This window comes from Candidatus Blochmannia americanus (nom. nud.) (genome assembly GCF_059934915.1).
In genome coordinates, this window is sequence record NZ_CP011792.1 from 39597 (window position 1) to 54545 (window position 14949).

At 27.8% G+C, this 14949-nt stretch carries 13 protein-coding genes and 1 tRNA gene; 6 read left to right on the forward strand and 8 right to left on the reverse strand.

Annotation, left to right across the window (positions count from 1 at the left end; all coding sequences use genetic code 11):
* Window positions 1–19 precede the first annotated feature (19 nt).
* The 4 genes from argF to Bamer462_RS00175 form a co-directional block, all read right to left on the reverse strand.
* Window positions 20–1042, reverse strand: coding sequence for an ornithine carbamoyltransferase (gene argF, locus Bamer462_RS00160; RefSeq protein ID WP_500837706.1), 1023 nt, complete (start codon window positions 1040–1042; stop codon window positions 20–22).
* Window positions 1043–1334: 292 nt separating this feature from the next.
* On the reverse strand, window positions 1335–4190 hold the full coding sequence (locus Bamer462_RS00165; RefSeq protein WP_500837707.1) for a valine--tRNA ligase: 2856 nt from the start codon (window positions 4188–4190) through the stop codon (window positions 1335–1337).
* A gap of 7 nt (window positions 4191–4197) precedes the next feature.
* On the reverse strand, window positions 4198–4653 hold the full coding sequence (locus Bamer462_RS00170; protein ID WP_500837708.1) for a DNA polymerase III subunit chi: 456 nt from the start codon (window positions 4651–4653) through the stop codon (window positions 4198–4200).
* A 115-nt stretch (window positions 4654–4768) separates the two neighbouring features.
* A complete protein-coding gene (locus Bamer462_RS00175; RefSeq protein WP_500837709.1) occupies window positions 4769–6283 on the reverse strand; it encodes a leucyl aminopeptidase in 1515 nt (504 codons plus the stop codon).
* Between the two features lie 246 nt (window positions 6284–6529).
* Between Bamer462_RS00175 and lptF the strand changes: the two genes are divergently transcribed.
* Together lptF and lptG are read left to right on the forward strand one after the other, a co-directional pair.
* Window positions 6530–7651 carry an LPS export ABC transporter permease LptF gene (gene lptF / locus Bamer462_RS00180; RefSeq protein ID WP_500837710.1) on the forward strand — a complete coding sequence of 374 codons (1122 nt, stop codon included), beginning with the start codon at window positions 6530–6532 and terminating at the stop codon, window positions 7649–7651.
* Between the two features lie 5 nt (window positions 7652–7656).
* The gene (gene lptG / locus Bamer462_RS00185) at window positions 7657–8730 is read left to right on the forward strand and encodes an LPS export ABC transporter permease LptG (protein ID WP_500837711.1); all 1074 of its coding nucleotides are present in this window, start codon (window positions 7657–7659) and stop codon (window positions 8728–8730) included.
* Window positions 8731–8759: 29 nt separating this feature from the next.
* Here the strand turns inward: lptG and Bamer462_RS00190 are convergent, their stop codons facing one another.
* The gene (locus Bamer462_RS00190) at window positions 8760–9659 is read right to left on the reverse strand and encodes a LysR family transcriptional regulator (protein ID WP_500837712.1); all 900 of its coding nucleotides are present in this window, start codon (window positions 9657–9659) and stop codon (window positions 8760–8762) included.
* A 475-nt stretch (window positions 9660–10134) separates the two neighbouring features.
* On the opposite strand from Bamer462_RS00190, the gene Bamer462_RS00195 reads away from it, so the two are divergent.
* The 4 genes from Bamer462_RS00195 to Bamer462_RS00210 all read left to right on the forward strand — a co-directional run bounded on the left by Bamer462_RS00195 (window position 10135) and on the right by Bamer462_RS00210 (window position 12238).
* Window positions 10135–10217 (forward strand) — tRNA-Leu (locus tag Bamer462_RS00195).
* Window positions 10218–10490: 273 nt separating this feature from the next.
* Window positions 10491–10631, forward strand: coding sequence for a hypothetical protein (locus tag Bamer462_RS00200; protein ID WP_500837713.1), 141 nt, complete (start codon window positions 10491–10493; stop codon window positions 10629–10631).
* Window positions 10632–10648: 17 nt separating this feature from the next.
* Window positions 10649–11293 (forward strand): metal ABC transporter ATP-binding protein, encoded by a 645-nt coding sequence (locus Bamer462_RS00205; RefSeq protein WP_500837714.1) that lies wholly within the window; start codon window positions 10649–10651, stop codon window positions 11291–11293.
* Window positions 11294–11377: 84 nt separating this feature from the next.
* Window positions 11378–12238, forward strand: a complete 861-nt coding sequence (locus Bamer462_RS00210; protein ID WP_500837715.1) for a metal ABC transporter permease — start codon at window positions 11378–11380, stop codon at window positions 12236–12238.
* Window positions 12239–12661: 423 nt separating this feature from the next.
* Here the strand turns inward: Bamer462_RS00210 and lptB are convergent, their stop codons facing one another.
* From lptB to lptC, 3 genes are read right to left on the reverse strand one after another with little or no spacing between them, the layout of a single operon-like run.
* Window positions 12662–13387 (reverse strand): LPS export ABC transporter ATP-binding protein, encoded by a 726-nt coding sequence (gene lptB / locus Bamer462_RS00215; protein ID WP_500837716.1) that lies wholly within the window; start codon window positions 13385–13387, stop codon window positions 12662–12664.
* A 48-nt stretch (window positions 13388–13435) separates the two neighbouring features.
* Window positions 13436–13888, reverse strand: coding sequence for a lipopolysaccharide transport periplasmic protein LptA (gene lptA / locus Bamer462_RS00220; protein ID WP_500837717.1), 453 nt, complete (start codon window positions 13886–13888; stop codon window positions 13436–13438).
* A gap of 34 nt (window positions 13889–13922) precedes the next feature.
* Window positions 13923–14474 (reverse strand): LPS export ABC transporter periplasmic protein LptC, encoded by a 552-nt coding sequence (gene lptC, locus Bamer462_RS00225; RefSeq protein ID WP_500837718.1) that lies wholly within the window; start codon window positions 14472–14474, stop codon window positions 13923–13925.
* Window positions 14475–14949: the final 475 nt, after the last annotated feature.

Sequence of the window (14949 nt, forward strand, 5' to 3'; positions counted from 1 at the left end):
AATGATAACCTTTTTGTGCTTATAGAAAATTATTTGAATCAGGAAGTAGTGTAGCCATAATCAAAGCTTTTATGGTATGTAGTCGATTTTCAGCTTGATCAAATACTACACTATATGGGGATTCAAATATGTCATTTGTTACTTCTAGTCCATTATTTAAATTATATTTTCTTGCTATTTTTTTTCCTATAGTGGTTGCATCATCATGTAATGCCGGTAAACAATGTAAAAATTTTACATTAGGATTATCGGTCTTTTGGATCATATGATGATTTACTTGATACGGAGATAATAAAGAAATACGTTTTTCCCACACTTTTTCATTTTCTCCCATAGATACCCATACATCAGTATATAAAAAATCTACATTTTTTATTCCTCTGGATATATCTTCAGTAAGTATAATATTCCCATTATTACGTTGTGCTAGATTTTTACAATCCTGAAAAAATTCTTGTATCGGCCAGAATGTTTGAGGTGATACTAGTCTTAAGTCGAATCCCATTATTGCTGCGGCTTCTAATAAAGAATTGCTGATATTATTTTTTGCATCGCCTATGTAGGCTAACTTCATCTGATGAAACGTTTTATGTGGTAGTTGTTCTTGCATAGTCATTAGATCAGCAAGTAATTGTGTTGGATGAAATTTTACGGTAAGTCCATTCCATACTGGGATTCCAGAATATCGTGCAAATATGTTCACGATATCTTGACTGTAGCCACGATATTGGATGCCATGATACATGCGCCCTAATATTTTAGCAGTATCTTTAATAGATTCTTTATGTCCAATTTGACTAATATTTGGAGTTAAGCAGGTTACACATGCGCCTTGATCAAATGCTGCTACTTCAAAAGCACATCTTGTTCTAGTTGAATGGTTTTCAAAAATAAGTACAATATTTTTTCCGTTTAATTTTTGGATTTCAGTTTGTGCATTTTTTTGATGTTTTAAATAACTTGATAATTGTAATAGATATTTAATTTCATTCATTGTGAAATCTATTAATCGTAAAAAAGATCGTTTATATAATTGATTCATGTGATTTTTACCTAATGTATTGATACATGGATAACGTGACTTTCTTTATATAAATAAAAAGAATTAATTTTAAAAAAAATAAGTCTTAATTGTAATATAAAAATCTTTTAAATAGGTAGAAATTAATTTTTATTAAAACATAATATAGCGTAAAAATGATTTATAATTATCAAAAAATAACGAAATAAAATTATTGTTTAATTTTTTATATCCATATTTATACATATAAATATGGATATAAAAATGTGTTTTTGAAATTGTTGTTGTATTTAAATATTATAATATGTAAGAGTTATAATTTTTCTATAATAGCATATTGATTCATCAATTTATTTTGAATTTGTTCATATGAATCTAATAGTTTTTGTTTATTTTTTATGACGGATTTTGGAGCACTATTTTTAAAATTATTGTCATGTAATAGCTTTTGCGTTATTTCAATTTTATGATTTATCGATTCTAATTCTTTTTTTAATCTATTTATTTTCATCTCTTTATCGAATGTTCTTGGGATACGTATTAATAATTCTGATGAATCTAAGGGTACTGTTATCGATTTTGGATAGATTTCGTTGTTTGATATAAAGTTAATACTTTTTAATTGTGCGATTTTAGATAAAATATTAGAGTTTTCTGTAATACGTTTTTTAACTTCTAATGCAGTATCTCTAAATGCTACTTGTATAGGTGTACTATATTTTAAATTCATATTTATACGAATAGCACGTATTGCCATAATAGTGTGTTTAATCCATTCTAAATCTATAATAGATTTAGTGTCAATCATGGATGCATCATATTTTGGAAACGGTTGTAACATGATAGTTTCTCCTTTATTTCCAGTAATTACTTTAACTTCTTGCCAAATTTTTTCTGTAATAAAAGGAATAATTGGATGCGCTAATCTTAGTAATGATTCTAATAGTGTAATTAATGTGTAACGTGTACCGCGCAGTTCTAACGTATTTCCATGATAAAGTATTGGTTTAGTAAATTCTATGTACCAATCACAGAACTGGTGCCAAATAAATTCATGTAAAATGTTTGCTATTTTATCGAAACGATACGCTTTTATTTCTTTATGAAAAATTTTTACTGTTTGATGAAATTTTGTAACGATCCAACGATCTGATAAGGAAAATGATTTTTCCTTATCAGATATACCACAATCTTGATTTTTGGTATGCATTAGGACAAATCGACTGGCATGCCATAATTTATTACAAAAATTCCGGTAACCTATTAGTCGTTTCATATCCCAGTGTATATCACGCCTGGATGACGCTAATGCTATGAAATTAAATCTTAAAGCATCAGTGCCATGAGGTTGAATGCCATTAGGAAACTGTTTTTTAGTATATTTTATAATTTGTTTATCTAATTGTGGCTGTAACGTGTGTTTTGTACGTTTTTTTAACAAATTTTCTATTGAAATTCCATCTATCATATCTATTGGATCAATAATGTTACCTTTAGATTTAGACATTTTTTGACCAAATTCGTCACGTATGAGGCCAGTAATATATATAGTTTTGAAAGGAATTTGAGCTGATCCGTTATCATTTTTAATGAAATACATGGTTAACATAATCATTCGAGCGATCCAAAAGAATATGATATCAAATCCACTGATTATAATGTTAGTAGGGTGGAAAATATTTAACAAATTAGTATTCTTAGGCCAACCTAAAGTTGCAAACGTCCAAAGACTAGAAGAAAACCATGTATCTAATACATCTGTATCTCTATGCAATATTATATCATTACTTAATTTGTTTTCTGTCCTGATATCTTGTTCGCAGCGTCCTACGTATATTTTGTTATTATTATCGTACCAAGCAGGGATTCTATGGCCCCACCAAATTTGACGAGAAATACACCAATCTTGTAGATTATTCATCCAACTAAAATATGTATTTTGATATTTTTTTGGAATAAAATTAATTATATTTAGTTCTACAGCATTTATTGCTTGTTGCGCTAAAAATTTAGCGCGTATGTACCATTGGCTGGTTAGCATGGGTTCAATTATAGTTCCGGTGCGATCGTTATATGGAATGATTGAATCATGAGGTTTTATATTATGTAATAATTTGAGTGTGTTACATTCGGAAATTATTTGTTTTCGAGCGCTATAACTGTCAAGATCATGGAATACTTGAGGGATACAATAGCATGCTTGATGATTAGGTTCTCCATAACTGTTAAATGTTTCTGGTTTTTTAAGAATTTTTCCATCACGTGAAAAAATATTTATCATAGGTAATGCATGTCTTTGTCCTATAATATAATCGTTAAAATCATGGGCAGGAGTTATCTTCACACAGCCGGTGCCCTTGCGCATATCTACATGCTTATCAAAAATGATAGGAATACGTCTATTAGTTATTGGTGTCACAACATATTGTCCGATCAAATTTTTATATCGAGGATCGTCTGGATGTACTGCAACAGCAGTATCTCCAAATATAGTTTCTGGGCGTGTTGTTGCGACAATTAAATGATTTGGATTTGAAGTGTTAGCAGCAGAGCTATCTAACTTATAGCATAAATACCACATGAAACCTTTTGTTGATTTATGTATAACCTCTAGATCGGAAATTGCAGTTTGTAATTTATAATCCCAGTTTACTAATTTTTTACCTTTATAAATGAAATTATCGTTGTATAAACGAATAAAAGCCTCTTTTACCGCGTAAGACATTTCTGTATCCATAGTGAAACGCTTTCGTTTCCAATCAACTGAATTTCCTAATCGTTTCATTTGATAAATAATAAATTTTTCGGATTGATTCTTCCATGTCCAAATTGTTTTTATTAATTCATCACGTGTGTAATCACGCTTAGTTTTACCTATATCATTATAAATTTTATGTTCTACTAGCATTTGTGCAGCAATACCAGCATGGTCTGTACCTGTTTGCCATAAAGTATTTTTCCCGAGCATTCTTTGATAACGAATTAAAACATCCATAATAGTTTGTTGAAATGCATGACCAAGATGTAATTGACCTGTAATATTAGGAGGAGGCATCATAATACAATAACTTTCTTGAGATACATCTCCATGGGGATCAAAGTAGCCTCCTTGTTCCCAAAATTTATAAATTGGTTCTTCTATTTTTTTAGGATTATATGTTTTTTCCACGATATAATTACTCAGAAGTTGACGTGTTAACAATATTCATCTGAAATCCGTTTCTTTTATAGGCTTTATATCTATGCCTTGCCCATTTTTTTAAAATTTCAGTTATGGGTACAAAGTCTATTATTTCGTTAAAGTTGAAAAAAAAGTTCATATTTTTTTTCATAAGATTTATTAATAAATCTCTTGGTTTATTGTCATAACAACATTGGTTCCAATATATGATTATTGGAGCATGGTGGATAGTGTTACCAAATAGGTTATGAGGTAAAAATGTATTTTGATCAAACATCCACAATATTTTGTCTATTTTTGTAGCTTGATGTTTATTTTCACAAGTGATTAAGATGTTTTTTCCGGATCTCCATTGTGTATGTGTTAACTTACAAACAAGTTGTTCTATGTAGCTAAGTCCATTTTTTTGTTTCAAATTTTGAGATAATAAATAAAAAGTGCTATGTTTCATATGTTATTAAGTTTTATTAAGTTTTATGATAAAAAATTATATGTTTTATTAAAATCAAATATAAATTATTTTTATGTAATATCAGTACAGAGCTAATTTAATTAACAAAAATAGTTTAATTTTTATGAAATGCGTTTGCTCTATTAATTAGATATTGCAATAAAAGCGATACAGGACGCCCCGTTGCGCTTTTATTGCAATAATTTGATACCCATGCTGTTCCGGCAATATCTAAATGGGCCCAATGATATTTATAAGCAAATTTTTGAAGAAAACAACCGGCTGTAATAGCACCTCCAGATTTACCTCCCACATTTGTCATATCCGCGCATGTAGATCGTAGTTGTTTTTGAAAGATATCGTCTAATGGTAATCTCCAAACATAATCTTTAGATTGTTCTGCAGCTACAATTAATTCGTTAGCTAAACTTTCATGATTAGACATTAAACCGCTAAAATGATGTCCTAAAGCAACAACACAAGCTCCGGTTAATGTAGCTATATCTATTACAACATCAGGTTTATAACGTTCTGCATATGTTAATGCATCACATAGTACTAAACGACCTTCCGCGTCGGTGTTCAACACCTCTACTGTTTGTCCTGATAATGTAGTTAGGATATCGCCTGGCCGAAACGAAGTATGACTTATCATATTTTCACAAATGGCAAGTATTCCGATAATATTTAACGGTAAATTAAGTTCTATAGCTACGCACATAACCGCATATACTACAGCAGCTCCACACATATCATATTTCATTTCATCCATTTTATTTGATTCTTTAATAGAAATTCCGCCAGAATCAAAGGTTAGCCCTTTTCCTATAAACACAATAGGAGGTACCTTGGGTCCATCAGGATGTCCTATATATTGAATTATAGGCATTGTCGGAGCGTAGTGAGAACCTTTTCCTACTGCTAAGTAAGCATTCATACCTAATTTTTTCATTTCTACAGCACTAATTATATTTGTTGTGATATTATCATGATTAGATAATTTATTAACTTGATCGACAAGATAATCAGGCGTGCAAAAATTAGGAGGCATGTTTCCTAGGTCTTTAGCTATTTTTATTCCGTGAGCGATAGATAACCCATCTTTAATAGATTTTTTGCAATATTTTAGTTCGTTTGCGTTAGGTATATATAATACTATTTCATTCAATGTCTGATTTGATTCATTTTTTTTGTTTTGAAATTTATTAAAAACGTACAATTCTTCGTTAATGATTTCTATGGTTTGCCTGATTTTCCAATAATTATCGTATCCTACTATATTTAATTCACTTAAAAAAAACAATATCTTATTTATAGAGATCTCTTTACATGATGTTATTGTTTTCCTAATTAATTTGCGATAACAATTTTCATTAAACTTAGATTCTTTACCGCAACCAATTAATAAAATTTGTCTGTTAGGTAAACGAGGCACATCGTATAAAAAGAGTGTTTGTGATACTCTTCCATGTAGCGCTCCACGATGTAATAATGAACTGATATATCCATCGCTGATGTTATCAATTTTTTTTGTTGAAGGAAACAAACGTGATTCTTCAAATATACCAGTAACAATACAACTATTAGGATACGATTCTAGATGATTGTTAGTAATGTTAAATTTTGTCATAATCTTTTCCGTATATAAGTATGTCGAAGAATATATCTAAAAAAATAGATTAGTTATTATGTTTATGATTTTTCATTTTATATGAGATATTTAAGTATACTATTACATAATATAGGTGTATTTAAAACTTAATGATAAATTTTTAATATCATAATCAAATCAAATATGTATTATTCTTTAATATTATAATTTATTCCCATTACGATACTTATTTTTTATGCAAAAACAAGTTTTTTAGGTAAAATAATGATATTTACTAAATACATATTAAAAGAAACATTTAAGAATCAGCTAATCATTTTAACATTATTGTTTTTAGTTTGTTTTTGTCAAAAATTGATTAAAATGTTGGGCTTAGTAATAGATAGCAATGTTTCTATGTGCTTGATTTTTTTATGTCTTGGATTAAATATGCCAGAAGCTGGAAAATTACTTATTCCTTTTAGTGTATTTTTGAGTGTATTAGTAACTTTTTATCGATTACATGTTCATAATGAAATTATGGCTATGTATTCTTGTGCTGTAAGTAAATATATTCTTATAAGAAGTATGTTTTTTTTTAGTGGGATCGTCGTGATATTTGCTGCGATTAATGCCGCGTGGTTATCTCCTTATTGTTCTAGTTATCAAAATAGATTATTAAATGAAATTAAGGAAAATATTAATTTAGTTGTTTTATCTGAAAGGAAATTTCAGCCATTGGCTACTAAATATTTAACTTTATTTGTAGATAGTATTCAGGGAAATCAATTAAAGCATGTATTTTTATCAAAAACAAATCAGGATCAAGATAGTAGTATGTTTACAGTTATTACTTCAGATCAAGGAAGTATTTATCAAAATCCTGATAGGTCCCGATTAATTATTTTAGAAAAAGGTACGTATTATGAAATTTATAATAAATATAAATTATGTAAAGATGTGTTTATTACCGATTTTTCTCAGTATCAGATGATTATTGGTAATACTTTTAAGACATTATTGAAAGAGAATGAGTCTGTTGATCATATGTCTATCTATCAATTATGGTGTTCTATTAAACCAGAGATGCATGCGGAGCTGCATTGGCGTTTAACTTTGTTAGTTTCTATTTTTATTATGCCAATAATTACGACATTGTTAATTGCTACTACTTCATATAATTATTTAATAAATTTTTTAATAACAGTTTTTTTATATACATTTTTTTTTATTTTACATATTTTATTGCGTTCCTATGCTCTTTTAGAGAATATAAATTCTATGGTATGGATGTGGATTATTAATAGTATTTATTTATTAATAGCTTTGTTACTTAATGTACGGGATACTTATTATATTAAAAAATTAGTTTTAATGGTATGTTATCGTAATCGTAGAAAAATATAGTGTATATGTACAGTATTTTAAATTATTATATTAGAAAAGTAATGGTGTTGAATACAACAGTGGTATTTTTAGTATTGTTATCTTTATCTAGTGTAATTAGATTAGTTGATGAATTGCATAAAATAGGAGAAGGAAATTATTCCATTGTTTCAATTATTGTTTATATTGTTTTAAGTTTACCAAAAGATTTTGAATTATTTTTTCCTACAGCTACTTTGTTAGGTGGTCTTGTAGCCTTAAGTATGTTAGAAATACATAATGAATTTATCGCAATGCAGGTTTTTGGATTTAGTAAGTTACAAATTGCTGTATCAGTTATGAAAGCTTCTATTCCTGTGTTATTATGCAGTATAATCTCTAGCGAATGGGTGGTACCTAATAGCGAAAAAATAATGTGTATATATCGTAATCAATCGCAACATGATACTCCTATATTGCCGATAAAAATTAAAAATTTATGGTTCATAGATAACAATGATTTTGTTTGTGTTGAACGTGTAGTAGTTTATAACGAATTATTAGGGGTAAGGCTATATAATTTTAATGAAGAAAAAAAATTAAAAAAGATATTTTGTATTGAACGAGCAGTGTTTATTAATAAAGTTTGGCATTTGATTAATGTACATGAATTGGACATTTCTTCAGAAATGCAGGTGATTAATAAAAAAATACTATATTCTGAATGGCATACTACATTAACTCCAGATAGATTATTCATGATGATAAGTCATCCAAATGTTTTATCTATCTCTAATTTATATCGTTGTGCTAAATATTTTAATCAGATCGGTCAAAGTTCTAAGTATTATAGGATGATGTTTTGGAATAAAATATTATCCCCTATCTCTGGATCGGCTATGACTATTATGGCGTTGGTGTGTACTTTTGGTCCATTATACAAAAAAAAAATAGGTGTTAGATTATTTATAGGAAGTGTAGTGGGTTTTTTATTTTATATTTTGAACCAAATATTTGGAATATTAAGCGCTATGCATAGTGTATCGCCAATAGTTGGGTCAATATTGCCTAGTATAATATTTTTGGTGATTGGTGTAATTATTATGCGGATATATTCATGATTTTATTAAATTTAAAGTTGGAAAATTTTTTATGTTATTTTAGTTAAAAAAATGTTTTTAGTAAATTCACGTAACCATTTATGTGCAGCAGAATGGTTATGTTTAGAGTGCCATGCTTGAATGATGTTTCTTTTTCCTAAGTTAAAATCAGTATTAAAATGTGTTATTGGTATGTTTAATTTTTGTGCGATTATTAATATAAATTCCGGAATGATCGCTAATGCATCTGAATGGGCGACAGTATTTACAGTAGTAATATATTCTGGAGTAATACCAATTATATTACGTTCTGACCAAAAATATTTATTACATTCATCGGAATTAGTTATATATTCATGTTTGGTTTTAATGAATTGATATTTTAATAAATTATCCATATTTTTATTTTTAGTTAAAATAGGATGATGATTCCGACATATTAAACAGCATTTAGATACGTAGATAGTTCTAATGGTGATTTCAGGATTAAGTGCTCGCATTTCTCCTATATATAAATCTATGGTATGGTTGCGTAAAAAATTATCGTCATAATCTGAGTCGTTTACTAAGTTAATGAATACGTTGGGAGCGTTATCTTGAATTTCTTTAAACAAGATAGTATTAAGGATAAAAAATATGGCATTATTTGATGCAATAGTAGATGATATAGTAGTGATTTTAGGTTCAAATACTACGTTACTACTGAATATTGATTCAATGCGATTCACTAATTCTTTAATGTTTTCTTTTAGAGAAACTGCTTTAGGTGTTGGGATTAATTTAGTGCCACTACGAACTAAAATTTGATCATTAAATAGGATGCGTATTTTATTGAGGGATTTGCTAATAGCTGGAGCAGTGACGTGTAATTTTTTCGCTGCTAAGTTGACGCTATTATCTTCTAGTAATGCATTAAGAACTATCAGTAAATTAAAATCAAAATTATTCATATAAAAGAACTTTCATAAAATAAATATTTTGTCAGATATTATAATGTATAAATATACAAGAGTAAAATATATTAATGTAATCAATCATAATATTCTTGTTGATAATAAATGTTTCTACTATAAGTAGAATAGTGAATATTTGTATGACATTATGATTATAAATGATGCATATAGTTGATATGAAAAAAAATTTTTGATATATTTCTATTATTGTTATTAATGCATGACATTAATAATATGTATTTAGTGATTACTTATTTAAGAATGAGTAAATTCATAGATGATTTTATGAATGATTTGGGTATTTTAATTGTACTGTATGAATAATGATATAGTGTTGCATTGCAAATGTGGTTTAAATTTGATGATTAGAAGAAATTGATTATTTGTGTTCAGCAAAATCTTTTAAAGTTTTATAAATTTTAATGGTTGCGTGGTGTTGTAGATAACAGAGTTGTGTATATGTGTTTTTTTTGCCGAAGTGGTGAAATAGGTAGACGCAATTGATTCAAAATCAATCACCTTCATGGTGTGCCGGTTCGAATCCGGCCTTCGGCAGTTTTATGTCAATTAATTATGAAAATAATTTAAATACACAAACGTTTTAAATTTTAATTGTTTAACGTATAGGATTATGTGTACAAGAAATAAACGTAAATGTATTTGTAATAATGAGTTTTGTGGGTTAATTAAAAATCAGGTAAATTTTGTTTACAATGAGGGGTGTAACTATGATGAGATTAGTGTTTTAAGTTGGCAAATTCAACTTAAGTAGTTTTTTTTATTGATGGATGTTATGTTATAACATAACTAAATTATTAAGATAATTTTATGTGGGTATTTTATTCTAAACAGCGTTTATCTATTGGTATGAGATTATTTATTGCTTCTGGATTAGCTCGAATGCTTATGGTATTGGTTATATTATTATGTTTATGGGTTGCTATTCTTTGGTCTTCTTTATTACCGTGATAATAATATGTAAAGATATGATAACATTATATAATTTGATAGCAGGTTATTGCGGTTGTAATGCGAGTCCTTCTGTAAGTGGTCGAATTAAGTATGGTAGCATGATTGCAATCATAGGCCCTAATGGAATAGGAAAATCTACTTTGTTAAAAACATTAGCTGGGTTGTTGCCCCCGATTTCTGGTCGATTAGAATTTGGAATAAAAGGTAGACCTCGCATGGGTTACTTACCTCAGGATAAAAATATAGATTATCGTTTCCCATTAACTGTATTCGATGTGGTGTCTATGGGATGTTGGCCGAGAATAAACTTATTAAAAAGACTTAATCAGAGTCAAATAGCAGTGATTTGGCGTTCTTTAGAGCAAGTAAAATTATTAGATGTATTAAATAAATATATAGAAACCTTATCAGGTGGACAAGTGCAACGTATGTTATTTGCTAGAATATTGGTACAGCAAGCGTCACTAATTTTACTTGATGAGCCATTTCAAGGCATTGATACCAATACTTGTAAAATGATGATACATGCTGTAAGTCAATTGTGTAAACGTGGATGTACTGTGATTGCTGTGTTACATAATAATGAATTAGTAACTGAATATTTTCCTCACACATTGTTGTTAACTCATTCTTGTAGTATTTGGAATGTATCTGAATAAATATTAGAATTTATTTTTATGAAATTTTAGGTAATAAAATATGTCTAAATATATTATTTTTTTTGATGAAAGACAAAGTTTTTAATGATTATTAATATGTTATTTGATCCTTTTATTAATTATGGGTGTATGCGTAGAGCAATAGTCGCTTGCTGTGTATTATCCATTAGTACAACGCCAATAGGTGTTTTTTTGATGTTAAGACGTATGAGTTTAGTGGGGGATGCATTATCTCATGCGATATTACCAGGCGTAGCTATAGGTTATTTTTTTTCGGGTATGTCATTTATTATCATGAGTATAGGGGGATTCATTTCTGGATTAATCGTAGCGATATTATCTAGTTGGATCAGCGAAAAAACATTGTTACAGCAAGATGCTAGTTTTGCTGGACTTTATCTTGGATCTTTAGCGTTAGGGGTCATACTAATATCGTTACATGGTCCTAATGTAGATTTGTTGGGTTTATTATTTGGATCTATTTTATCTGTAAATTTGTTAAATTTAGAGTGCATTGGAGTAATTAGCACAATAACTGTATTGATTGTTGCATTACTTTATAGAGCTTTGATTATTGCAATATTTGATCCAGATTTTTTAAGGGATAATGATATCGAGATATCGAGATTTATTCAGATAATTTTTTTATCAATAGTTACATTAAATTTAGTAGCAAGTTTTCAAGTCACTGGTACCTTGATGTCTGTTGGGCTAATGATGTTACCTGGTTTATCAGCTCGATATTGGGTTAAGAGTTTAATAAATATGTTATTGTTATCGGTATTCATTGCTATGTTGTGTTCATGGATAGGGTTGCTCGGAGCATTTTATATGTCTTTGCCAGCAGGTCCTACTATAGTGTTATGTGGCAGTATATTTTTTGTGATATCAGTGTTGTTTGGAAGAAATAAAGGTATTTTATTTTCTGTGTATCAGAAAAGATGATATTTTTATGTTATTTATTTAATTGATTATTTTTGTATTGAAAAAAGAATTAACTGTGTTTTTTTTAAAATCTATTTTTAGATGTAAATGATTGATTATTATCTATTTCATATAGAATAATATTATTCTATATGAAATAGATAATAATATTCTGTAATATATATATATTTAAATTGATGTGTCTATGCAGATAGAAATGATAACAGTATATTTTAATTAGGTTTAGAAATAGAGAGGATAAAAATTTTACCTTTGTTCAAATTAGTATACGATAGTAATCAATATAATTAGTTGTAAATGAAAAGAGAACAATTATAAGATATGCAAAAGATAAGTTATTTATTCTTTTATAAAGAATATAGTTGATAATATTTCTTATATTTTATTTTTTAATTAATATATTTTATACATGGTGTATCATTATTATAGTGTGAACATGTTTCCTAAATATATTTGCTGTACATATTTATTATTCAATATTTCATCGGGGGATCCATGAGCAATTGATTTTCCTTGATTAACTATATATGCTCTTTCACATATACGTAACGTTTCTCGAACATTATGATCGGTTATTAATATGCCAAGTCCTTGACTTTTAAGTTGTGTAATGATTTTTTGTATATCTATTATTGCAATTGGATCTACTCCAGAAAAAGGTTCATCAAGTAATATAAATTTAGGATTAGCAGCCAATGCTCGTGCAATTTCTACGCGTTTCCGTTCCCCTCCGGACAACGTTTGACCAATATTATTTTTTAGATGACTGATATGAAAGTTGTTCATTAATTCTGTGATTATTTTATTTCTTTTTTTTGTATTAAGATTTTTTTGGGTTTGAAGAATAGCCATTAAATTATCGAATACAGTTAATCGACGGAAAATTGAGCTTTCTTGAGGTAAATAGCCTATTCCCAATCGAGCTCTAAGGTAAATTGGTAACATACCGATATCTTGTTTATTCAGAGAAATACTACCGGAGTTATGTTGAGTGATGCCTAATATCATATAAAATGTTGTGGTTTTTCCTGAGCCATTTGGACCTAATAATCCAACAATTTCTCCAGAAGTTATGTATAAACTTATATTTGTAACTACATATCGTCCTTTATAAATTTTAGATAGATTTTTTATAGTAAGTGTTGCCATGAAATTAAACTATAATTAGTTGTTTAGCGTTATATATAAATATATTTTTCAGGTTAATTTTGTTAATAAAGTTGTTAAAATCTTATTGCCTTGATTGGAAATAGCTGTTATTTTTTTATTTTTTATTGAGTATGTGATCCTATCGCCTTGTATAGAGTTTCCTGATCGTTCTATATAAGCGTTACCAATGAAAGTAATAGTGTCATTATTAGTATTATAATTTATTGTTAATGATCGAGCAAATATCATATTTCCTATGTCTTGTATTTGAGTTAAAGTGACAGGATTGCCATATGCTTCTATTGTAGATAGATGATGTGTGTTTTCTATGTGAGAGATTAATATTTTATCTGCATGAAGATCAATATTTTTATATTTCAGTATAACTTGTCCCGTGAATACAATTGTATTGGTTAGCATATTAATCGACTGACATGCAGAATAAATTTGAATTGTTTGTGTTTTTGTGTGTGTTAGAGCATGAGAACGCGTAACAATCAAAAATATATTGATGCAAATAAATATTATTTTGTATTTACCGCGTATGTTGGATTTCATAATAAGTTTGTGTGTTATCAATTAATTTTGCTGTTTGTGTATGTAAATTAGCATGCATTTTCATTCCAACAGAATAAAAACAATGGCCATGTATAATTACTTTTTCGTTTGCAATGATATCTTGAGTTATTAAGTTAACTGTTGCATGGTTTGTAATGATGGATTGAAAGTGTGTGTTATTGGTTAAATTTTTAATATGTACATTTCCATATAGGTATATTTTTTTTTCATAACTTAATTTAGCTTGATTTGCTGTGATTTTCCATATGGGGGTGGTATTTTTTTTGTTAAAAGCAATGATGTTGGGACGTATAAAATGAGTTATCTTTTTATTTGAAAAATGTTGAATGCAATGTGCTGTTAATTTAAATTTAAGTTGTCCTGTTATACTGTTACTGTATACGTTAATCAATACATCATTACCTTGATAATCGCATATTTCTTTATTGGTCAATGTGTCTAATGATGTATTAAACATGATTAATGATTTTTTTGAAATAATCGATAAAAAGATGCTAATTAATATCAATATAATGAAAAGAAAACTATATTTTTTATTTTTTTTTTATATTTGATTATTTTTTTTATTAACTTTGATATATAAAACATTATACTGTATCTCATATTTAATGACTATAATTTAATATTTGTTTATGGTTTAGACAATAAAAAAATTTCCTTAAGGGAAGTAATAGAAATTAAAAACTATTGTCATGATTGTTGGTTTTAATATTTTCAGATAAAATATATGTAAAATACATAATATGATAGAATCATATAATTAAAATATTATAGATAATTATTTGTAGGATGATACATAATTAGATTGTTTTGATATATAAACTATATAATTTATTTATTAATATTTCATATGAATATTGATTATTATAGTATTATATTTTTTTTGTTTAGGTAATATATATAAGATATACGGTATTCATTCAATTTTTGAATCTTTAAAAATATTATAGATATCAAGTGTTTCTATTTGAAATTAAATAAAT